A 21,935-nucleotide genomic window follows, 5' to 3' on the forward strand; every position below is an offset into this window, starting at 1 on the left:
TTCCTCCCCCACGCGTTTATGCCGCAGGCCGGCCAGCGTGGACGGCGGACCTGCTTGACGTTGGAAGCGATAACCCCCGAGTTGGATGCGAATTCCTCGCGAAAGCCGCAGTTCCCGGCTGCTCACAAGCTCGCGAAAATCAGGAGGCCCCCACCCCACGCCGTTGTCCCCATGCTAGGGTTGCAAGCCGCGGCTAGCCAACGCAAATTGCAGAACTTGCGACTTTAGTCTAAGCGCACCCATTTTCTGCCATCGCCTCAGCCGCTTGGCTCTGGCGCCGCTGTGAATATCCGTCAGGAGATCCCCCTCTGTGAAGAACATCAGCGCCACACTCGCGACCGTCTGGCGAATCGCCGGTCCCTATTTCCGATCGGAGGACAAATGGGCGGGCCGCGGCCTGCTCGGCGTCGTCGTCGCAATGGAGCTGACGCTCGTCGCGATCAACGTGCTGCTCAATCAGTGGCAGAACCGGTTCTACAGCGCGCTCCAGGCCTACGACCTGAACGAGTTCGTCATGCAGGTCTGGATCTTCCTCGGCCTTGCCTTCACCTACGTCGCGCTGGCCGTTTACAAGCTTTACCTGAACCAGTGGCTGCAGATCCGCTGGCGGCGCTGGATGACGCAACACTATCTCGGCGAATGGCTCAACGGCGCCACGCACTACCGCATGCAGCTGAAGGGCGATGCCGCCGACAACCCGGACCAGCGCCTCACCGAGGACGTCACGAACTTCGTCGAGCAAACGCTCGTCCTCGGTCTCGGCCTGCTGTCATCGATCGTGACGCTGGCATCGTTCATCGTCATCCTCTGGGGCCTGTCCAACAAGGCGCCCCTGCACATTTACGGCACCGATATCGTCATCCCGGGTTTCCTGGTCTGGTGCGCGCTGGCCTACGCGCTTCTGGGTACGGCACTGACGCACTGGATCGGCAGGCCGCTGATCAATCTTTATTTCGAGAAGCAGCGCTACGAGGCCGACTTCCGCTTCAACCTGATCCGCGTGCGCGAAAATTCCGAGCAGATTGCCCTCTTGAAAGGAGAGAACGCGGAGCGAGGCCATCTGCTGCAGCGCTTCGGCCACGTCATCGGCAACTGGTATGCGATCATGAGCCGGACCAAGCGCCTCACCGCCTTCACGGCGAGCTACGGTCAGGCCGCGACGATCTTTCCCTATGTGGTGGTCGCGCCCGCCTACTTCGCCAAGAGCATCCAGCTCGGCGACATGATGCAGACCGGCTCGGCCTTCGGCCAGGTGCAGGATGCGCTGTCGTTCTTCGTCACGGCCTATCGAACGATCGCGGAATGGCGCGCGATCGTCGCGCGTCTCGACGGCTTCGAGATGTCGGTCGAGACGGCGGCAAACCTGCCGGCGCATGAGGCCACGATCGAACTCAGGGTGGCCGGCGGCAGCCGCACGATCGGGCTCGATAAGCTCTGCGTGTATCTCCCCAACGGCACGCCGCTGGTCGCAGCCGACGGCTTCGCCATCGAGGCTTCGGAGCGCGTGCTGGTGACCGGGCCGTCCGGCTCCGGCAAGTCGACGCTGTTCCGGGCCATCGCCGGCATCTGGCCGTTCGGCACCGGCACTATCGCCGTCCCCGCGCAGGCGAAGCTGATGATGCTGCCGCAACGCCCCTATTTCCCGGTCGGCACACTGGGTGACGCCGTGATCTATCCCGCGGCACCGGGCGCGTTCCAGCCGACCCAGATCCGGGATGCGGTCATCGCCGTCGGCCTGCCTGACCTCGCCGACCGGCTGGGCGAGGACGGCCACTGGAACCGGATGCTGTCGCTCGGCGAGCAACAGCGCCTCGGGCTCGCCCGCGCGCTGCTGCATGGGCCGGACTATCTCTTCCTCGACGAGGCCACCGCCTCGCTCGACGAGCCGTCCGAGGCGCGGCTGTACCGGCTGCTGGCGGAGAAGCTGCCGCAAGCCACCATCGTCTCGATCGGCCATCGCGCGACGCTCGACGCCTTCCACACCCGCAAGGTCGCGATGGCAAAGGACGGCGCGATCCATGTGCTGGGCAATGGCGATGCGCCGGCCGAGCCGGAGCCGAGCGCGGCGCGCTGATATCTCGAGATCGTCATGGCCGGGCTTGTCCCGGCCATCCACGACCTTGCCGGAAGCACAGAAGAGAACGTGGATGCCCGGGACAAGCCCGGGCATGACGAGCGAATCTGGAGCGACCGCCAAGCTCTATTGCAACCTGGAAAAACAAAAGGGCGGCAGATTGCTCTGCCGCCCTCGTCAGTCGTCTCGGGACAAAACTTACTTCAGGTTGCTCATCGCCGTCAGGTCGAAGGACAGCTTGGCGATACCGGCCGAACCGCACCAGTTGGAGCCGGCGCCGCCCGGGTTGATCGCGGTGACGTTGGTGGTGCCAGTGGCGTTGAAGGCGCTGGTGAAGGCGTTGCAATCACCCTTGTTCAGGTCGGTGCCGGAGTAACGCAGGTCCAGCGTGAACACCTTGTAGGTGAAGCCGACACCGACGTTCCAGGTGTTGTAGCTCTTGTAGGGAATGCCGTTGGCATAGATCGTTCCGGGGATGCCGTAGAAGGCGTCCGAGGTGCCGAGCCACTGCCGGCCGAATTCACCCGACACGTACATGCCGACGCCCGAGGCACCGAAGGTGGTGCTCGGCGCAGTCCACTTCGCGGTCAGCGAGGAGTAGTTGCCCCAGGCGCCCGAGTTGAGGAAGTTCGGCGAGTAGTACTCGTTTACGCCGACGGCCCAGTTGTCGTTGATGGTGTAGTTCAGCTTGCCGTAGACTTCGAAGAAGCTGACGTCCTTCTTCATGACATTGCCGTCGGCAAGGAAGATGGTCGTGGTGCTGACGGGGCAAACGCCGCCGCCGGGAACGCCACCCGTGAGCACGTTGTCGGCGCAGCTTCCGCCCGGATACAGGTAGCCCCAGACGCCGATATCGAAGGCGAAGGCGCCGAAGGTCGGACGGATACCGCCGTAGACGTCGACTTCAGCCGCAGCGCGGTTGGCGAAGGAGATGCTCTCCGCGGACACGCCGGCGTACAGCTGCAGGTCCTTGGTGACGTTGTAGCGCGGCTCGAAATAGGCGGCGACCGACGGCTTGTGGTTCGACTGGGTCACGCCGCGGAAGATGTAGTCGCTCATGATCGCGCCGCCGAAGGCGATATCCCAAGGATCGAAAGCGGGCGCGGGAGGAGCCTTCAGAGCCTTCATAGGCATGTCCGCCGCGAAAGCCGAGCCCGTCACCATTGCCAGCGCCGTTGCCAACAAAGTCACTTTCTTCATTTCGATCCCCATCACCAGTTCTAGACCCCGGTCGAGCTCCGGAAGCCCCCCGGGGCACCCGACCTGATTGCAAATTTCGTTACCGCCGCAATCTGGAGGGAGGGACGTAAAGCGAGAAGCAAAAAACAAGAGCATCTGCCGACTTTTTGGGCGTTCTGACGATTCCACGAAAGGTTGTCGGTTGGTGTTGCTTCTCGATCACATTATTTTCACTCCAAAGTGCACAGAGGCGTCCGGGATACTACGTAGGCCGCCGGCGCCGTGGCGCGCGTGCCACGAATCAGCTGACTCAAAAAAGGGCAGCCCCCCGCCACCGAAGCCGCGATACAAAAAGGCCGCAGCGTTGCCGCTGCGGCCTTCCTGTTATCGATCGTGGTCGGGGAGATGGACCGGGCCTCAAGCCTGGGCTTGGCGCCCAGCCCTTTGAACCTAACCCTGCCCTTCCGCCGGCGTGGGCTCCGCAGAAGACGAAGGCATCGCCCAGCTCGTCTCGGCGGCGGGCTCGGGGGCCGGCGCTGCCACGGGAGCTGCGGGCTTCGGCGCGGGAGCTGCCTTCGCCTTCTTCGGTGCTGCTGCCTTGGCTGCTTTCTTGGCTGCCTTCTTCGGCGCGGCCTTCTTCACGGCCTTCTTGGCCGCAGCCTTCTTTGCCGTCTTCTTGGCGGCCTTCTTCGGCGCAGCCTTCTTGGCCGATTTCTTCGCTGCCTTCTTGGCGGACTTCTTGGCCGCCTTCTTCTTCGTCGCCTTCTTCGCCGCTACAACCTTCTTGGCCTTTTTGGCCTTCTTGCTTTTTTTCTTACTCGCTTTCGCCATCGTGGTCCTCCTGTTGCCGCCGAACAATGGTCGATCGGGCGCCCTTCAACCGTCACCTCCGGACGAAAGCTCAGCGCGACGCATTGAGTGCCGGCCGCGCCCCGCCCGTAGCCCAATCGAGAAGCTCAATCGTGTGTACGACCGGAACTGACGTGCCACTGGCAATCTGCACCATGCAGCCGATATTGCCTGCGGCAATCATGTCCGGCTTGACGCTCGCGATGTTGGCGACCTTGCGATCGCGCAACCGGCCCGCAAGCTCAGGCTGGAGAATGTTGTAGGTCCCCGCCGAACCGCAACACAAATGGCTCTCCGGGACATCTTTCACCACGAATCCATTCTTGGAAAGCAATTCTTTCGGAAGGCCCGTGATTTTCTGCCCATGCTGCAACGAACACGCTGAGTGATAGGCGACGACGATGTTGTCCTGTCGCGCGGTGGGTTCGAGTCCAAGACCGGCGATGTACTCAGTGATGTCCTTCGCAAGCGCGGACACCTTCGCCGCATCGGCGGCGAACGCGCCGTCCTCGCGCAGCAGATAGCCGTAGTCCTTGATCACCGTGCCGCAGCCGGACGCCGTCACCAGGATGGCATCGAGCCCCTCGCCGGCGGCCTCCTTCTGCCACGCCGTGACGTTGGCGCGGGCCCTGGCCAGCGCATCGTCGTCGTGACCGAGATGATGGGTGAGCGCGCCGCAGCATTGCTCGTCCCTGACCAGGACGACCTCGATGCCGTGGCGGGTCAGCAGGCTGATGGCAGCCTGGTTGATGCGAGGCGCCAGCACCTGCTGGGCGCAGCCCTGCAGCAGCGCGACCCGGCCGCGCTTCTTGCCAAGCGCTGCGAACACGCTGCCGGGAAGCGCGCCCGGGGCCGGCAGCTGGCCGGGAGCCAGCGCCAGCATCGCCTTGAGGCGCTGGATCAGGCCAGGCGTGGCCGACGGCCGCGGGGTCGGCAGGAAGACGGCAAAGGGCCGGGCCAGCCGTGCCAGCTGCATACTGATGCGAAACCGCTGCGGGTCCGGCAGGACGTAGGCCAGCACCTGGCGCAGCAGCCGTTCGGCGAGCGGCCGCTGATAGCGCTGCTCGATCCTGACACGGGCCTGGTCGACGAGGTGCATGTAGTTCACCCCGGAGGGGCAGGTCGTCATGCAGGCAAGGCACGACAGGCAGCGGTCGACATGCTTGACCACCTCGGCCGTCGGCGCCTGGTCCTTCTCCAGCATCTCCTTGATCAGATAGATGCGGCCGCGCGGGCTATCGAGCTCGTCGCCGAGCAGCACGTAGGTCGGACAGGTCGCTGTGCAGAAGCCGCAATGGACGCAGGCGCGCAGGATCTTGTCGGCTTCCGCGATGTCGGGGTCGGCGAGCTGTGCGAGTGAGAATTCGGTCTTCATGCCGCAGCGCCCCGCGTCAGCCGTCCCCGGTTCAGAATGGACTTCGGATCGAAACTGGCGCGGACCCGTTCGCTCAGGGCCGCGACACCCGGCGCTTGCGGATGGAACACGTCGACGCCGCGCCTGACGTCCTCGGCCGCCCGGATCAGCGTGGCGTGCCCACCGAATGCATCGGCGCGCTGGCGCACGGCCGGGGCATGCGCGTCGGCCTTCGGCGGCAGCGCCGCCCAGATCAGCCCGCCGCCCCAGTCGTAGATGACGTCGCCGCCGGTCTCGCGCGCCAATTGCGTGCCGAGTGCCGCGCCCGACGCCGGCGGGCAGACGATCCGCCACACCGGCCAGCCGCCAAGCGCGCCGCCGGCCGCGAACGGCAGCACGTCGCGGATGGTTGCCCACAGTGTCGACGAGGCAGCGTCCTCGACCAGCGTGGCGGTTCCGAACGGGGCCAGCAATTCGCGCAGCGAACCGGCGCGATGGGCGGCGGAAGCCGTGATGCCCTCGAGCCGCAGCACCGTCAGCGCCTCGCTCTGGCTGGCGATATCGCCAAGCCCGTCGGTCCTGGCGCGGAAGGCCGATTTCGGCAGATGCGCGGCGGCGGAGACGTCGAAGGGCGAGCCGAGCGCCGCGGTCATCGCCTTGTTGGCGACGGCGTCGTCCAGCCCGCGCAGCAGCAGCGTCCGCTCGGCTTCGGGCTTCGGCATCACCTTCAGCGTCACTTCCGTCATCACCGACAGCGTGCCCCAGGAGCCCGCGAGAAGCTTGCAGAGGTCGTAGCCGGTGACGTTCTTCACCACCTTGCCGCCGGTCTTGAAGCTGTCACCGAAACCGGAGACGGCATGCGCCCCCAGGAGATGGTCGCGCGCCCCGCCGGCCTTGATCCGGCGCGGGCCGGCCAGCCCGGCCGCGATCATGCCGCCGATGGTGCCGAGCGCCGGTGTGCCGAGCAGCGGCGCGGTGTTGACCGGCTCGAAGGCGAATTGCTGGTTCTTGGCATCGATCAGCGACAGCACGTCGGCCAGCGGCGCGCCGGCCTGGAGCGTCACGATCAACTCGTTGGGCTCATAGGAGGTGACCGCATTCAGCGCGGAGACGTCGAGCACGGCGTTGGTCGCCATGGCATGCCCGATGCTGCGCTTGCTGCCATGACCGATGATCTCGAGCGGCTGCTCATTGGCAATCGCCGCGCGCACCACCTCTTCGACGTCTTTGGCGTCTCTGACCCTGAGCGTATCCACGCCTCTAGCGGGTAACGAAATTTGGTCCCAAAATCAAATGCGGATGCCGAACAGGGAGCGGAATGCGTCGAGCCCGCTATCGGTGATCTCGACGGAGCGCCCTTGCGGCCTGCGGCGGATCCAGTCGCGCTGGAACGCCAGCTCGGCAAGTGCCGCCCCTGCCCGTCCGGCCAGATGCGGCCGGCGTTCGCTCCAGTCGAGGCAGGGCCGGCACAGCACCCGCCGGTGCCGCGCCGACGGGCGGAGATCGAGACCGAAACTGCCGAGGAACGCCGTGCCCGCTGCCGTCAGCTCGCCGACCTCCTGGTCGAGCACCAGATAGTCGCGCTCCCGCAGCGCGTCAGCGAGGGCGACACCGAGCTCGCCCGCGAGGTGATCGTAGCAGGTCCGGGCTCGCCGCATCGCGGCATCGATCCGTGCCGGTGGCTGTGAACCCGGCGGACCGATCGCAGCGACCGTCATCATGCCCTCCAGGATCTGCGCGACCAGCGGCGTGGCGAGCCGGTACAACCGCCGCGGCCCCCGCCGCTCGACTTTCAGAAGCGCCTGCTGCACCAGCCGGCCGAGATGCCAGCTTGCCGTTTGCGGCGTGACGCCGGCGACCAGCGCCAGCTCACCCGCGGTTTGCGGGCGTCCATCCATCAGTCGCGACAGGATCAGGGCGCGGCCGGGATCGGCGATCAGGGCTGCGAGGTCAGCAAGTTCGCGTGCGATGGTCGGCATGGCCGGCTCCGGCTTGTGACGAAACCCATTCTGCTTCTGGCACGGGATATCGCCGCAACGTTTCGATCATGATCGAAATGTTCACGACATCGACACTTCGATGTCAGGCGAACCCAACCGGCAAGCCGTCGCGACATGGTCGCAGCGATCGCGATCGAGACGAAGCAATGGAGACACAGATGGAGCGATCGAGACATGCGCGGCCAGCGCCGCGCGCACGTGAAGCGTTCAGCCGCAGGTCGGTGATCCGCGCCTGCGGCACCGTCCTGGCGATCTATCTCTCGCCCTGGACGGCGGCGCCATCTCAGGCACAAGAGCAAGGAGCAAAGACAATGAACCACTATGCCACACAGAAATCGATCAGCGACGCCGTCGACGGCGGCGGCCTGCTCGTGGTCGCGCAATGGGAGGCGAAACCGGGCGAGGCGGACAGGATTGCCGCCATCCTCGACCGCTTCCTGCCGGAGGCGCAGCGCGAAGACGGTGTCAAACTGTTCCTGATCTCGCGCGGCAAGGATAATCCGGCGCAGTTCCTGTTCTACGAACTGTTCCGCGACGAGGCGGCATTCAAGGCGCATCAGGAGAGCGCGCATTTCAAGACCTACATCGCCGGTGAAGCGCTGCCGCTGCTGGCGAAGCGCGAGCGGGCGCAATACACGCTCATGTAGGAACGCGCTTGGGCGCCGCGGTTCGATCCGGACCGCGGCGTCGCACGACTAGATGATCGCGCGCAGCGGCGACTTCCGCAGGATCAACGCCGAGACGGCGAGGCTGCCGATCCCCGCCAGCATCGTCAGCAGCAGCGCCTTCGTGAGTGCGAACAGCGGCAGCGCGTGCAGGAGCAGGGCGAAGCCGATCAGGATCGGCGGGTGGATCAGATAGACGCCGAAGGCGTTGTCCGCGAGCCATCTCGCGACCGGGCCCTGCGCGTCGAAATGGCGGCGGTAGACGGCCAGCATCAACAGGCCCATGCCGACGCAGACCAGCGCCTCCCATAGGCACTTCCCGGCACTGACAAGGTTGAAGCCGCCGCCATAGAGCGCCGTGTCGCCGTGCAGGCCGCCACCGAACAGCACAAGCGCCGCGAACAACGGTGCGGAAAGAGATAGCGCGAGCAGTCCCCACCGGATGCAGGAGCGTTCGGCGACGCCCAGCATCCAATTGCCGCGATAGCCGAGGCTGCCGGCTGCGAACATGAGAACATATTGCGGGATGTCGCCGGGGTGAACGTTGAGCATGGAGGCATCGGCGCGGATCGCAATGCGGACGGCGAAGGTAGTCGCCGCCATAGCCGCAACGAACAGGACGATTCCCCAGCCGCGCAGCGCCAGTTGCGGTTCGCGCCATCCGGCCCGGCGGATCAGGCCATAGAGCAGCGAGACCAGCAGCAGCACCGCGCAGAACCACATCGGTCCCGTCTCGGAGAGCCACTCGCCATCTTTCAGATGGATCAGCCATTGATGCCCGAAGCCGCCCTTGCCCCAGGTCCAGGACAGGAAATACTGCGTCAGCGGACCGATCACCAACATGTAGAGCAAGGTCGGCAGGCCGAGCCTGATCAGCCGGTCACGCGCAAATCTGGAGAACCCCTTCCGATCGAAGGCACCGGCGGCGAAATAACCGGCGATGAAGAACAGCGCCGCCATGAAGAAGGCCTGAAGGAAGCTCTGATAGATACCGAAGAACAGCGCCGTGCCGAAGCCGGTCTCCTTCCGATCGACATAGTACCAATTGCCGAATGGGCTGTAGGTGTCGGCCGCATGCATGCTCAGCACGAGAATGATCATCGACCAGCGGATGTTGTCGATGAACAGAAGGCGCGATGTCACCGCCGGCCTGGCCGGAGCTTCTTCCGTAGCCCCCATGAGAACGTCGGCCATGCCGCCACCGCGCCGGATCTTCGGCCGTCAGAACCGCGGAATATCCGGGAACGCCACCTTGCCGGCGTGCACATGCATGCGGCCCAGCTCGGCGCAGCGGTGCAGGGTCGGAAACACCTTTCCGGGATTGAGCAGGCCCTGCGAGTCGAAGGCGCATTTCAATCGCTGCTGCTGGTTGAGGTCGATCTCGGTGAACATGTCCGGCATCAGATCGCGCTTCTCGATGCCGACGCCGTGCTCACCGGTGAGCACGCCGCCAAATTCGACGCAGGCGCGCAGGATGTCGGCGCCGAAGGCTTCGGCGCGCTCGATCTCGCCGGGCTTGTTGGCATCGTAAAGGATGAGCGGATGCAGATTGCCGTCACCGGCGTGGAACACGTTGGCGCAGCCGAGCTGGTATTTTTCCGAGAGCTCGCGAATTCGGGCGAGCGCCTTCGGCAGCGCGCCGCGCGGGATGGTGCCGTCCATGCAGAGATAGTCGGGCGAAATGCGACCCACTGCGGGGAACGCGGCCTTGCGGCCGGCCCAGAACAGATTGCGCTCGGCCTCCGAGGTCGAGATCTGGCAGCTGGTGGAGCCGCAGCCGTTGGCGATGGTCTCGACGCGCGTGATCAGCTCGTCGACCTCGATCTTGGGACCGTCGAGCTCGATGATGAGCAGCGCTTCGACGTCGAGCGGATAGCCCGCATGGACGAAGGCCTCAGCGGCGTGGATCGCCGGCTTGTCCATCATCTCCATCCCGCCGGGAATGATGCCGGCCCCGATGATGCGCGCCACGCATTCGCCGGCTGCCTCGACCTCTGCGAAGCCCACCATCAGCGCGCGCGCCGTCTCCGGCTTCTGCAGGATGCGCACCGTGATCTCGGTGATGACGCCGAGCAGTCCCTCGGAGCCCGTGATGACGCCCATGAGATCGTAACCCGAGTTCTCGCACCCCTTGCCGCCGATGCGCAAAATCTCGCCGCTCATCAGGACAATCTCGCAACCGAGCACGTTGTTGGTGGTCATGCCGTATTTCAGGCAATGCACCCCGCCGGAATTCTCCGCGACATTGCCGCCAATCGAGCAGGCGATCTGCGAGGACGGGTCGGGCGCGTAATAGAAGCCCTCATGCGCGACCGCCTGGCTGATCGCGAGATTGGTGACGCCGGGCTCGGTGACGACGACGCGGTTCTCGAAATCGATCTCTCGGATGCGCTTGAACTTGCCGAGGCCCAGCAGCACGCCGTCCTCCAGCGGCAGCGCGCCGCCGGATAGCGAGGTGCCGGAGCCGCGTGGCACCACCTTGATGCCCTGGGCGGCACAATATTTCAGGACGAGCGAGACCTGCTCGGTGGTGTCGGGCAGCACCACGACCATCGGTGGTTGCCGATAGGCGGTCAGCCCATCCGATTCATAGGCCCGCATCTCGGCAGGCGTATCGATCACACCCTCGCCCGGCACGATTGCGCGCAATGCAGCAACGATCTCCGCGCGGCGCGCGAGCACCGCCTGGTCGCTCGCAGGCATCATGATGGCCATATCAAACCCTTCATGGCATATCCTTCCGCACGTCAATTTATCACGACAAATCAACCACGTCCGCGGCGGTTTGGGTAGGCCGTCCGAAAGTCGGAGCCACGATCCGCGGCGAGTTCGCTCTGGGACAAGTAGGCAGCCATGAAACCTGTCATGGTTTCGTGGCTTGTCCAAGCCGAGCGGGCCGTGCCAAAACCGGCAGGGTTCGACGACCGCCGACCAAATAAGACCCCACCGGGAAAGAGACGAAGAGCACCCTATGAAAAAACTGACTTTTGGCGCGCTGATGATCCTCACCGTCACTGCCACGGCCACCAGCGCGATGGCGCAGGACGCTGCGGCCGGCAAATCGTCGTTCAACAAGTGCCTGGCCTGCCACGCGATCGGCGAAGGCGCCAAGAACAAGGTCGGCCCCGAGCTCAACGGTCTCGACGGCCGCAAGTCCGGCACCGCGCCCGACTACAATTACTCGGATGCGAACAAGAATTCCGGCATCACCTGGAACGAGGCGCAGTTCAAGGAATACATCAAGGATCCGAAGGCGAAGATCCCCGGCACCAAGATGGCGTTCGCCGGCATCAAGAACGAGACCGAGATCAACAATCTCTGGACCTATGTGTCGCAGTTCGACAAGGACGGGAAGATCAAGCAGTAAGCGAAAAAGCGGCGGCCGTGAGAACTTCGGTTTTGAATCAGAACTGAAGTTCTCACGTCTTGTTTGGATGCGCTTTCTTCAAGCGAACCGGTATCAACTTCTTCGCTCGAAAACGCTTTAGTCTGCCGCCGCCTGCGCGGGGACGATCTTCCCGATCATGGTCTCGATCTCCGTCTTCACGAGATCCGGTACCGCGTTCTGCACCATGTGGCCGAGATCGGGCAGCACGATCAGCTTTGCATTTGACACCGTCGCCGCGAACGGGCGGGCGTGGATGTCAGTCTTCACCGTCTTGTCGGGCTCGCCGGCGATGATCGTAACCGGCACACGGATCTCGCCGTAGCGGGCGACTTGTGCGGCGACGGCCTGCTTCAGCGTCACCAGATCATAGGCATTGGCGATGAATTCGCGCGGACGCAGCAGCAGCGGCGTCGCCGACTCCTTCATAAAGCCATCCGGCATCGTCTGCGGCAGGAAGACATTGCGCGCGCCGGAGTCGGCGACGAAATAGCCGAGCGGCAGCGTGATGGTGTAGGCGAGCAGCGGACCGATCACCGGCGTTGCGATGATCTCGTTGTAGCGGCCGACGCCGCCGCGCCAGGGATGGGTCACCGGCGCCAGCATCACGAGGCCGGCAACGCGGCTCGAATGATCGAGCGCCAGCCGTGCGCCGAGCGCGCCGCTCCAGGAGTGCACGACGAAGACGGCACGATCGACGCCGAGTTTGGCCAGGGCCTCGTCAATCATCCGCGCCTGAATCGCGGGCGTGGAATCCTCCAGCCGTGCGCGCGTGCTCCAGCCATGGCCGGGGCGGTCGATCAGGATGACGCGATGCTGCTTCGCCAGGAGGTCGCCGAGCGGATGCCGCATCACTTCGAGATTGGAGCTCGCGCCATGCAGCATCACGATCGGCAGGCCGCCATCGCGCGGGCCGATGTCGACGACGTGGAGCACGGCACCTTCGACTTCGATCATCCGGCCCTGCGGTGGAAAGGCGCGCTGCACGGCCACGACGCCGGCCTGCGTGACCAGCGCCAGCAGCACCAGCGCCGTCACGGCTGACATCACAATCATGAAGAGAGTCCGGGCAATCCAGGGCACATCGCAGTTACGGGGTTAGACAGTCGGCAGTTTCGCTCAAGCAGGCGCAGCGCTTCCACCGGAAATGCCGCCCTGTGGATATGTGCATAATTGCGGAGCCAAAAACCTCAATGGAATCAATCATTATGGGTGGTACCCCGTAAGCTCCGGACCAGCTTCATGTAGTCGTCATCGCAGCTTCCTTATAATCGCCACGGTCGGTTCCGCCATCTAGACGCGGATGGGCGCCGATCCCTCCTCGCAGCCCCAGAGGATGCGGGAAAGACCGGCAGGATTGTCCTGGTTTGAACCGGAGGATTTTCGATGAGCCTGAGATCGAACGATACCGCAATCGACGAGATCGTCGCGAGCTGCAACGGCGACCTGCGCGGTGCCGTGCGGGCGCTGCTCCTGATCAACGAGCATCTCGAAATGGAGCTCGCAAAGGCGTATGCCGCAGCCGCCGATCGCGGCCTCGCGGAGCGCGGTACCAGCGTCCTGCACTAGGCCGCAACCGGCCTCCGTTGAGCGCCGTCCCGCGTAACGCCGCTGCGCTCAGCCCGCCATCGCCGCAGGTGACGGCATCTGTTGCCCCACCAGGAACGCCGTGACCTCGTTCCCGAAGGTCTTGAGCGCGGCACCGATGGCCTGGTGCATATCGAGATATTTGTAGGAGCCGAGCCGGCCGCCAAAGATGATGTTCGGACGCTTCTCCATCATCATGCGGTAGCCGGACAGGATGGCCCGGTCGGCGGCGGTGTTGATCGGGTAGTAGGGCTCGTCGTCGCGGCCGGCGAAGCGGGAATATTCGCGATAGATCGTGGTCTTCGGCTCCCGATAGTCGCGCTCGGGATGCAGATGCCTGAATTCGTGGATCCGGGTGAACGGTATGTCCGCGTCGGCGTAGTTGATCACCGAAGTGCCCTGGAAGTCGGCGACGTCATGCACCTCGCGCGCGAAGTCGACGGTGCGCCAACCGAGCTCGCCGCAGCGATAGCGGAAGAAGCGGTCGATCGGCCCGGTATAGATCACGAGCTGGTCGGGGCGGATCTGGTCCTCAATATCGAAATAATCGACGCCGAGATGAAGCTCGATATTCGGTGAGTTGAGCATGCGCTGGAAGATCGCGGTGTAGCCGTCGACCGGCATGCCTTCGTAGCGATCGGCGAAATAGCGGTCATCGAAATTGAGCCGCACCGGCAGGCGGCCGATGATGTCGGCCGAGAGCTCGCTCGGCTCGGTCTGCCACTGTTTCTGCGTATAGCCGCGGATGAGAAGCTCGTAGAGCGTACGGCCGACGGAGGCGATCGCCTTGTCCTCCAGGTTTTGCGCGGCGCTCGCGCCACAGGCGTGAACGTGAGCGTCGGCCTCGGCCGCAATCAGGAGCCTCGCCTCTTGCGGCGTCATCGCACGGCCAAACGCGGCCGAGATGGTCGCGAGATTGATCGGCATGGAATAGAGCCGCCCGCGCGCCACCGTGAAGACGCGATGTCGGTAGCTGGTGAATTCGGTGAAGCGCTGCAGGTAGCGCCAGACCGTTTCCGAGTTGGTGTGAAAGATGTGCGTGCCGTAGCGATGCACCTCGATGCCGCTGTCGGGATCGATCTCGGAATAGGCGTTGCCGCCGATATGGGCGCGCCGGTCGAGCACGCAGACCTTCCGCCCGAGCTCGTTTGCGACCCGCTCGGCGATGGTCATGCCGAAGAAGCCGGCGCCCACAACCACGACATCGAAGCCATCAAGCTGCATGCGTTCCCCACCCTGTCGGCGTCGCACGCGCACACATTCACGGCCGATGAGGCTTCAACGGCGAGGGACGCCGGCTCAGGCGGAATAATTGCGCGACGCGCCAACAATTCGTGAGCCCGGGACGGCCGCCCTGGATCGTTCAACAGTCGGGGCGCGACGGCGATGCGATCGGCAAGCCGGGCGACGCCATCGGCTTCGGAGACCGTCGACCATGGCTTTGATCTGCATCCTGTCTGCGACCAACAGCGCCTATCAATCGGTTCGCGGCATCCTCCTGATGGCGGGTGCCGAACTCGACCGGCTCGGCCATGAGGTGAAGATCCTTGATCTTGAGGCGCCTGACACGCCGGCGCGGATGGAAGCCCTGCTGCCGCGGCGCGACGAGATGATGGCGCTCGTGATGTCCGGGATCGGCCTCGAGATCTACGCCAACGAGGGCAAGCTGCTCTGGGACGCGGCGCAGATTCCCGTGTTCAACTGGAACTGCGATCACCCGTCCTATTTCATGCGCCGCCACCGGCTTGACAGTCCCTACGTCGTGCACGGCTACGTGTTTCCGGATCATGCGGCGTTCAACCGTGACCATCTGCATGCCAATGGCGCGGCGTTCGGGGCCCATATCGGCATTCCCGATCCCGGTTTCTTCGGTGCACAGCCGGCCGAGAGGCGCAATGGCCGGATCGTCTTCGCCAAGTCCGACTGGAATCCGGCCAAGCTGGAGCGCTCCTGGCGCAAGGCGTTGCCACCAAAACTGTTCGCCATCCTGTTCGATGCGATCGCCGCTGCGCGTGGCAAGACCTGCTCGGCCTTTCCCGAGATCATCTGCGACGTGGCTGCCGAGCATCTCGTCCATCTCACGCCCGGCGGCGATGTCTTCAACGCGCTCCTGACCCGCCTCGACAATTACACGCGGGCGGTCCGCACCCGTGAGGTGGGCGCGGTGCTGTCAAAATACCCGGTGGATTTCATCGGCGGCGGCTGGGAGGATTTCAGTGCTGAGACGCGTCACGCCCGTTTCCTCGGCGCCATGCCGTTCGACACGCTGCGCGAAACGCTCGGAACCTATCTCGGCGCAGCCTCGCTCAACCCCAATGTCGATCTCTCGGTGCATGATCGCGTGTTCTTCGCGCTCGGCGCCTCGACCGTGCCGATCTTCGATGCCAACAGCTTTTCGCAGGCGAATTTCCCGCGTCTCTCCCGCTTCGGCTTCGGCCACGATGCCGAGAGCATTGCCGCAGCCGTCGAGGCCGTGCTCGATGATCCCGAGGCGGCGCAGGCGGCGACCGCCGCGACACTCGCCGAGACCTATCCACGGCTCTCCATGCAGCGCTCGGTGCAGGACATTTGCGAGATCACGACGCAGATGGCGGGCAAGCCCGGCGCGAGACTGATTCCAGCTGCGCCCTCGCCGGCGAGCTATTGGACCAAGGAGCGTCCGACGGCCGCAGCCTGAGCAGACTCAGCCCGCGCCGTCCTCGGCCTTTTGCTCATCGGGGGTGAGCGCGGGACAGGCGCGGATGGTCGAGCGTGCCAGCTTGGCATCGCCCTTGGATTTGTAAGGGCCGTCGCCGAACCAGATGTCGCCGTCGATGACCGGATTGCGGGTCACGATGTTGCATTTGCCGGTGGCGCGATTGCCGACCACCCAGAACAGTCCGTCGGCGAGGCTCATCGTTCCCGACGCCAACAGCAAGCTACAAGCAAGGATCAGACGCTTCATGGCTTTGGCTCCTGCCATGCAGGTAGACCTGCGGCGGCGCCGACAATAGTCCTTGCGACATTGCGCCTCCGATCGTGGTTAATCGGCGGGCGCCACAACCGCTCAAGAAATGATCGAGTTATCGGCTAGATGTCGCGGCCCTCGACCTTCTCGGTCAAAGCCTTCACCTGATCGGGGATCTTCTCGAGGTGCGGATTGACGGCGAGCGCCTTGCGATAGGCCTCGAGCGCGCGCTTCTCGTCGCCGACGTCCTGCATGATCATGCCGAGCCCGGCGAGCGCGCCGAAATGGCGGGGCTCGCGGATCAGCACCTCGCGGATGTCCGAGAGCGAGCGGGCGTAATCGTTCTGCATGTAATAGAGCGTGGCGCGGCGATTCCAGGCTTCGATGTAATCGGGCCGGAGCTTGATGACCGAATCCAGCAGCTTGATCGCGACCTCGATCTTCTGCGCATCGACGGCCGCCTTGGCCCGCGCCATCAACAATGCCGCCGTGTCGCTCGGGGTCTGCAGCCAGATCGCCCAGATCCGCGCCTCGACATGCTTGGCGCTGGCGTCGTCGGGGGCGGCCTTCAGCGCGCCGAACAGGAAATCGAGGTTCTTGGTGCGCTCGGCCTTGGGCAGCTTGGCCGGCGCTTCCGGCAGCTTCTTCTGCTGTTTCGCCGGCGGTGCCGGATCATCCTGCGCCAGCGCCGGCGTCAGGCCGGCCGTTCCGAGAACCAGGGCCAGACACAGCGTGCGTAGACGAGGGAATCTCACTGCCATGGGCGAAAGTCTAAACGCGTAAAGCCGCCCTTGCCAAGCAAAGGCGGCGTCAAACTCGTGTGAGACCGTGGTCTTGCGGGAGCGCGCGAAAGGCGTCCGGCAGGGCAATATCAGCCTTGCTGATATCAGCCCTGGCGAGCCTTGAAGCGGCGCTGCACCTTGTTGATCACATAGACCCGGCCCTTGCGGCGGACCAGGCGGTTGGCGCGATGGCGACCGCGCAGCGACTTCAACGAGTTACGGACCTTCATGGCAGAATCCTGAACGTTCGAAAGGCCGTGTTCGGCACTACCGTTTCGGCACGCGCGAATGTGGCAAAATGAGATCTTTCCCGCTGGCGGACCGACCGCCCGGGACGGGGCGGTTCTTAAGGCATGACGGGAGGTCATGTCAATGTTAACTGCCCGGTTCCGAACCGCCAAATTCGCGAAAACAACCCCATGCACAGTAGAAACGGCCGGATCGGGCCGATTCCACCCCTTCGCGACCGAACCCGGCAAGACTTTTGCGGACTGCGGTTTGAGCCCCAGCAACGCCTTGCCAAATTCGTTATATCATATAATCAATTCGGCAACTGTCGGGAGGACACCCATGCCGAAGCTGAAGCTGCCGAACATCGACGACGTCGTCGCGATCGACATCCACACCCATGCCGAGGAGCCGTGCGGCATGCATGGCGACGACGGCTATGACGATTTCCAGGCGCAGATGGCCGACTACTTCAAGTCGCCGCACAAGCATCCGCCGACCGTGCCGGAGACCGCGGCCTACTACCGCTCCAAGAACATCGCCGCGGTGATCTTCCCGGTCGACGCCGAACGCGAGACCGGCTTCCGCCGCTACAACAATTACGAGATGATCGAGGCCGCCTCCGACCATCTCGACGTCCTCATCCCCTTCGTCTCGATCGACCCGCACAAGGGCAAGCTCGGCGCCCGCGAGGCGCGCAAGCTGATCGAGGAATACGGCGTGCGCGGTTTCAAATTCCATCCGACCATGCAGGGCTTCTACGCCAACGACCGCATGGCCTATCCGCTCTACGAAGAGATCAACAATGGCGGCGCGATCGCGCTGTTCCACACCGGCCAGACCGGCGTCGGCTCGGGCATGCCCGGCGGCATGGGGATGCGGCTGAAATATTCCAACCCGATGTACATGGACGACGTCGCGGCCGATTTTCCCGACCTCAAGATCATCCTCGCCCATCCCTCCTTCCCCTGGCAGGAAGAGGCGCTGTCGGTCGCGACCCACAAGCCGAACGTCTACATCGACCTGTCCGGCTGGTCGCCGAAATACTTCCCGCCGATCCTGGTGCGCTACATCAACTCGATCCTGCAGGACAAGATGCTGTTCGGCTCGGACTGGCCGGTGATCACGCCGGACCGCTGGCTGGCCGACTTCGCCAAGCTCGACATCCGCGACGAGATCCGGCCGAAGGTGCTGAAGGCCAACGCAAGGAAGATTCTGGGGATCTAGGTCGCGTCATCACAAAGCTCGGCTATTTCCGCCGCCGGTTCGCGATGGCGACGTCCATTGCGACCGGCTGTCCATCCTGAAAAACGCCAGTTGCAAACTCAGGTGACTAACTCGAAATCGGCCAGCTTGAACGTCTTGTTGTTGAATGCGTCCGTCGGTCCATAGAACCGCATCGCCGGCAGCGGCCTTTTTCCGGCTGTCGGTATCCAGTTTGACTCCAAACTGTCCGGCGCTTTCGGACCTACGTAGAGGGTTACGCCGCCATCGGCGTTCTTCTTCATCTTGTCGAGATCGTAGGACGACAGCGTGGTGCGATTCAGGTTGCTGTAGATGAACGAGCAGGTCGCGCGGTCGTAGACCGTCAGGGCCCAGAACTGCTTGACCGGCATCTCGGCGGGCACGTCGAGCTTGTAGAGCCTGCCGGCCTCGAGCGGCTTCCCGTCTTTTTCGGCCAATGCCATCATGTATTGCGTCGCCGGGGTGTCGCTCAGCACCTTCGGCATATACGTGCACCAGAAGTATTCTGCAGCACGCGGAATAAGATCGATATAGTCGTCGTAGATGAACGAGAACGTCTTGTTGGCATCAGTCTGCAGCAGTGACATGTAGTGCCGATCCGGCCAGTAGCGCAGCGAAACTGGCGCGTTGTCGTACCACTGCTGCAAGTAGAACCACGCGTCGATCGCCGCTTGCCGCATGGCCCGCCTGGTGGTGTCGTCAGCCGTGAACGGCTTGCCCTTCTCGATGCCGAGCGTCCGCAACATTCCCGCCATGATCTTGTCGTGCTCACGCACGGGCTCCACGCTGAAGACGGCGTGCATGTCCTCGAAGTGCCGCTCGTCAAAGAATGGTAGCGTCGGATAGCGCTGGTTGATGGGATCGACGAACTTCTGCTCGGGCGGATTGCCAGCCTCGCTGAGATAGTACATCCGGAGCCGTTTTGAATACGCATACGCGTCGGCGAGGGCTTTGCCCGGCGCAATGACCGAGCGGAATGCGAACGCGATACGATAATTCGGTGATGCGACGTGAATGTAGCCGGTGGGGATCGCGCCCTTGTAGCCGGGCGGCGTGAACAGCAGCTTTCCGCCCTTGCCCTGATCAAGACCCGAAGGACCGACATCGGCGATGGTGAATTGCCACGCGTCGACGACCTGGCCGTAGAGACTGCCGTCGGGGCCGGCGGCAGGCAGCTCCACGACGACGGGCCCCTTTTGCAAGTCCGAATAGGCGGCAATGTAGGGCGTGCTGCTGTTGGCGGTGATCGCTTCCAGCTTCGGCGTCGCGGTCGCCGAATAGGTGATGATGTCGTTGTCCTTCATGCCGAGAGCCGTGAACGCGCCCCGACGAAGGGAGTAGATTGCGATGGCAGGCATGTTCCAGAGCACCGCTTCAAAGGCCCGTTGGTATTTGATCTGATAGTCGAAGTCCTTAACGGAGCTGGACGAGCCTGCGGGCGGCTGTCCGCCAAGGGGCTCCTGACCGTCCTGCGCAAAGGCCGGCGCAGATTCGAGCAATGAGGTGCCGGATGCAAATGCAACCGCGCCGGCTACCGTCGGAACAAGAAATTCTCGTCGATTCATGGGGCTTCCTCTCCGAACGCGACTATTGGACTTTGCGCATTTGTGGGAGCTGGTACGCACCGGACAATATCGCCTCACTCGGCTGATAGAGACGGAGGATGACGTAGAAGCTTCCTTTGGGCGATGGCAGCCAGTTTGCGGCATCGTCTCCCTGCGGTTGATCGGCCTGAACGGGAATCGTGATTGAGCCGTCGGCGGCGCGTTTCAAACCCTTGGTATCGGTTCCCACCTTGAAGCGGCCGATAGCATTGGGAACGAGCATCTTGTCGGCATCGTCGTACATGGTGAGGGACCAGAAGCCATCGACCGGCGGCTCCTTATCCAGTTTGACGACATACCGGTTGGCACCGTTCAGCGCATTGCCGTCGGCGTCGGTTGAACGGAGCGGATACATGGCTTCACGCTCGCCATTGCCGCCGAGATAATCTCCCGCAACGACGGCGCGAAGCGGGTAGTTGAACCCGAACTTGTCGAGGCCTGTAGCCCAGGTCCAGCCGTTGCGATTGACCGTCGTGCTGGCAAGCGATGAAACCGCCACCGCCGGCGCATCGTCCAAACCGCGCAGCAAGCCTTTGCGCGCCGGCTCGGGCAGTTTCGATGGATCAAACCCATCCTTGGTGAGACCGATCCGGGAGAGCTGAGCAAACAGCGCCTCATCGGCGGGCCTTACCTTGCTTTCCTTCAGCGCGAAAGCGAGGTGCTTGAAGAAGCCCAGATCGTCGCCGGCGATCGAAGGCATCGGCGGCAAGGATGCATCCTTGTCCTTGGCAGTGAAGCCGCCGAGGGGCTCAAGCTTGAATTGCTTTTGCAGAGCCAGAACGGGTGCAGCGGGTTCGCCTTGCGCAATCCGGAGCCGGCCCCAAAGCCAGACCTTGCTGGTGGTTACATCAAGCCGTTTGACGTCCGCTGGAAGCTCGCCGTTCCAGCCCGGTGGCACGATGGCATAACGTCCGGCTTTCGTGCCCGTGCTGCGGCGGCCGACATAATGCTCCAGTTCCTGCCACATGTTGAAGACGTTGACGACATAGTATCGATCCTGCGTATCAGGAACGGAAAGGATATAAGGCCGGTCCAGCTTGACGACGGCGCTCATGTAGAACGTGTCGTTGTTCGCTGTCGGCATGTCCTTGGCTTCAGGCGTTGCCAACTGAGACGCCCAGCCGATCTGGTTCAGGGGCGCGCGGTAGCTCGTTGGCGGGTTCGGGTTTGGAACGTCGGAGTACTGCCGAATGACCCGCTCCATCCGGACGAGCGGATATCCCCACGCATATGCGGAAATACCGAGCTGGTATCCGTCAGATTCCATCCCCTTGGCGACCACTTCCGGCGTCGTCGGTGTCGCCAGCAGTTTGTCCGGAAACGTCTCCTCAGCGTGCAGTGGTTGTGCTAAAGTCATGGCTGCGATGAACAAGGAGCAGAGAGCGACGTTTTTCCTCTCTTTCCCCGCAGCAAAGGAAAGCCACAGAATGGATTGTTCCGATCTGGGCATCGTGTGGGCTCCTTTCGAATTGCCTAGCGCGTGAGTTGTCGTGCCCGGGCACAAGTGTTGTGGCCGGGATGTCGTGGTCGCGATGAGCGGAGCTGTTCGGGGCTACTTCTGACCGACCGTTACGTCGATCTTCCCGACGCCGGGCAATGCCTACGATATGTCGAAGAATGCCTCGGTCGGCCCGTAGAAACGGAAGCAGGCGAACCATCTCTTGTCGGAGTTGGTCTGCCCCCAGTTCGCCTCCTTGCCGGCAGGCGCCTTGGGACCGAAGTAGACGTCCACCGAGCCGTCGGCGTTCTTTGCGATCTCGGTTTTGCGCGAGGATGGCGTCGCTCAGGTCCTCGATTTTCGCTATCTGAATACACGCCCAGGAATTGGCCGATGCAGCGACTGACATAGACGCCTCGGTCTGTGAATTGTTTTTGTTCTGAGCCTCACTATCCTTGGATGGTAGTCCGATCTTCCCGGCAAAGCATGTGCAGTTTGTGCCAAGTCCGGCGACACATGCGCTGGTCTGCCAACACGCGCGTCTGTCTTGAGCTCGGAGACGGCCGCACTCAACCCGTTGGGCAGACAAAGATCATTC

20 protein-coding genes and 1 pseudogene are annotated in these 21,935 nt (G+C 63.6%); 6 read left to right on the forward strand and 15 right to left on the reverse strand.

Annotation, left to right across the window (positions count from 1 at the left end):
• Positions 1-310 precede the first annotated feature (310 nt).
• A complete protein-coding gene (locus NLM32_RS41730; protein ID WP_254134461.1) occupies positions 311-2,074 on the forward strand; it encodes an ABC transporter ATP-binding protein/permease in 1,764 nt (587 codons plus the stop codon).
• Positions 2,075-2,272: 198 nt separating this feature from the next.
• On the opposite strand, the gene NLM32_RS41735 is transcribed toward NLM32_RS41730, so the two are convergent.
• The 5 genes from NLM32_RS41735 to NLM32_RS41755 form a co-directional block, all read right to left on the reverse strand.
• Positions 2,273-3,274 (reverse strand): TorF family putative porin, encoded by a 1,002-nt coding sequence (locus tag NLM32_RS41735; RefSeq protein ID WP_254134462.1) that lies wholly within the window; start codon positions 3,272-3,274, stop codon positions 2,273-2,275.
• A gap of 429 nt (positions 3,275-3,703) precedes the next feature.
• Positions 3,704-4,084: a histone gene (locus NLM32_RS41740; RefSeq protein ID WP_254134463.1), complete on the reverse strand. Its 381-nt coding sequence runs from the start codon at positions 4,082-4,084 to the stop codon at positions 3,704-3,706.
• A gap of 70 nt (positions 4,085-4,154) precedes the next feature.
• Positions 4,155-5,477 (reverse strand): glycolate oxidase subunit GlcF, encoded by a 1,323-nt coding sequence (glcF, locus tag NLM32_RS41745; protein ID WP_254134464.1) that lies wholly within the window; start codon positions 5,475-5,477, stop codon positions 4,155-4,157.
• Complete coding sequence (locus NLM32_RS41750; protein WP_254134465.1) at positions 5,474-6,712, reverse strand: FAD-binding protein; 1,239 nt, start codon at positions 6,710-6,712, stop codon at positions 5,474-5,476. The genes glcF and NLM32_RS41750 overlap by 4 nt, the downstream gene beginning before the upstream one ends.
• Before the next feature lie 33 nt (positions 6,713-6,745).
• Entirely contained in the window at positions 6,746-7,435 is a 690-nt protein-coding gene (locus NLM32_RS41755) for a helix-turn-helix transcriptional regulator (protein WP_254134466.1), read from the reverse strand.
• A 332-nt stretch (positions 7,436-7,767) separates the two neighbouring features.
• Here NLM32_RS41755 and NLM32_RS41760 point away from each other — a divergent pair, with 332 nt between their 5' ends.
• Positions 7,768-8,103, forward strand: coding sequence for a putative quinol monooxygenase (locus NLM32_RS41760; RefSeq protein WP_254134467.1), 336 nt, complete (start codon positions 7,768-7,770; stop codon positions 8,101-8,103).
• 48 nt (positions 8,104-8,151) lie between these two features.
• Here NLM32_RS41760 and NLM32_RS41765 read toward each other — a convergent pair whose 3' ends face one another.
• Both NLM32_RS41765 and NLM32_RS41770 read right to left on the reverse strand, forming a co-directional pair.
• On the reverse strand, positions 8,152-9,315 hold the full coding sequence (locus tag NLM32_RS41765; RefSeq protein ID WP_254134468.1) for an acyltransferase family protein: 1,164 nt from the start codon (positions 9,313-9,315) through the stop codon (positions 8,152-8,154).
• 27 nt (positions 9,316-9,342) lie between these two features.
• Positions 9,343-10,836 carry an FAD-linked oxidase C-terminal domain-containing protein gene (locus tag NLM32_RS41770; protein WP_254134469.1) on the reverse strand — a complete coding sequence of 498 codons (1,494 nt, stop codon included), beginning with the start codon at positions 10,834-10,836 and terminating at the stop codon, positions 9,343-9,345.
• Between the two features lie 256 nt (positions 10,837-11,092).
• Here NLM32_RS41770 and cycA point away from each other — a divergent pair, with 256 nt between their 5' ends.
• Complete coding sequence (gene cycA, locus NLM32_RS41775) at positions 11,093-11,488, forward strand: cytochrome c-550 CycA (RefSeq protein WP_200470180.1); 396 nt, start codon at positions 11,093-11,095, stop codon at positions 11,486-11,488.
• A 117-nt stretch (positions 11,489-11,605) separates the two neighbouring features.
• Here cycA and NLM32_RS41780 read toward each other — a convergent pair whose 3' ends face one another.
• Positions 11,606-12,562 (reverse strand): alpha/beta fold hydrolase, encoded by a 957-nt coding sequence (locus NLM32_RS41780; protein WP_254134470.1) that lies wholly within the window; start codon positions 12,560-12,562, stop codon positions 11,606-11,608.
• Positions 12,563-12,892: 330 nt separating this feature from the next.
• On the opposite strand from NLM32_RS41780, the gene NLM32_RS41785 reads away from it, so the two are divergent.
• Positions 12,893-13,075, forward strand: coding sequence for a hypothetical protein (locus NLM32_RS41785; RefSeq protein ID WP_254134471.1), 183 nt, complete (start codon positions 12,893-12,895; stop codon positions 13,073-13,075).
• 48 nt (positions 13,076-13,123) lie between these two features.
• Here the strand turns inward: NLM32_RS41785 and glf are convergent, their stop codons facing one another.
• Positions 13,124-14,317 carry a UDP-galactopyranose mutase gene (gene glf, locus NLM32_RS41790; RefSeq protein WP_254134472.1) on the reverse strand — a complete coding sequence of 398 codons (1,194 nt, stop codon included), beginning with the start codon at positions 14,315-14,317 and terminating at the stop codon, positions 13,124-13,126.
• 211 nt (positions 14,318-14,528) lie between these two features.
• On the opposite strand from glf, the gene NLM32_RS41795 reads away from it, so the two are divergent.
• On the forward strand, positions 14,529-15,770 hold the full coding sequence (locus NLM32_RS41795; protein ID WP_254134473.1) for a hypothetical protein: 1,242 nt from the start codon (positions 14,529-14,531) through the stop codon (positions 15,768-15,770).
• A 6-nt stretch (positions 15,771-15,776) separates the two neighbouring features.
• Here NLM32_RS41795 and NLM32_RS41800 read toward each other — a convergent pair whose 3' ends face one another.
• The 3 genes from NLM32_RS41800 to ykgO form a co-directional block, all read right to left on the reverse strand.
• Entirely contained in the window at positions 15,777-16,037 is a 261-nt protein-coding gene (locus NLM32_RS41800) for a hypothetical protein (protein WP_254134474.1), read from the reverse strand.
• Between the two features lie 125 nt (positions 16,038-16,162).
• On the reverse strand, positions 16,163-16,801 hold the full coding sequence (locus NLM32_RS41805) for a tetratricopeptide repeat protein (RefSeq protein WP_254134475.1): 639 nt from the start codon (positions 16,799-16,801) through the stop codon (positions 16,163-16,165).
• 125 nt (positions 16,802-16,926) lie between these two features.
• Positions 16,927-17,052 carry a type B 50S ribosomal protein L36 gene (gene ykgO, locus NLM32_RS41810; RefSeq protein WP_006611362.1) on the reverse strand — a complete coding sequence of 42 codons (126 nt, stop codon included), beginning with the start codon at positions 17,050-17,052 and terminating at the stop codon, positions 16,927-16,929.
• A 340-nt stretch (positions 17,053-17,392) separates the two neighbouring features.
• Between ykgO and NLM32_RS41815 the strand changes: the two genes are divergently transcribed.
• Positions 17,393-18,277 carry an amidohydrolase family protein gene (locus tag NLM32_RS41815; RefSeq protein ID WP_092229948.1) on the forward strand — a complete coding sequence of 295 codons (885 nt, stop codon included), beginning with the start codon at positions 17,393-17,395 and terminating at the stop codon, positions 18,275-18,277.
• Positions 18,278-18,375: 98 nt separating this feature from the next.
• Here the strand turns inward: NLM32_RS41815 and NLM32_RS41820 are convergent, their stop codons facing one another.
• From NLM32_RS41820 to NLM32_RS41830, 3 genes and pseudogenes are all read right to left on the reverse strand, one after another.
• A complete protein-coding gene (locus NLM32_RS41820; RefSeq protein ID WP_254135545.1) occupies positions 18,376-19,860 on the reverse strand; it encodes a DUF1254 domain-containing protein in 1,485 nt (494 codons plus the stop codon).
• A 22-nt stretch (positions 19,861-19,882) separates the two neighbouring features.
• Positions 19,883-21,349, reverse strand: a complete 1,467-nt coding sequence (locus tag NLM32_RS41825) for a DUF1254 domain-containing protein (protein WP_254134476.1) — start codon at positions 21,347-21,349, stop codon at positions 19,883-19,885.
• 150 nt (positions 21,350-21,499) lie between these two features.
• Positions 21,500-21,673 (reverse strand): annotated as a pseudogene (locus NLM32_RS41830) (DUF1214 domain-containing protein); the annotation flags it as partial.
• Between the last annotated feature and the right edge of the window lie 262 nt (positions 21,674-21,935).

It is taken from the genome of Bradyrhizobium sp. CCGUVB14 (assembly GCF_024199935.1).
Taxonomy (GTDB): domain Bacteria; phylum Pseudomonadota; class Alphaproteobacteria; order Rhizobiales; family Xanthobacteraceae; genus Bradyrhizobium.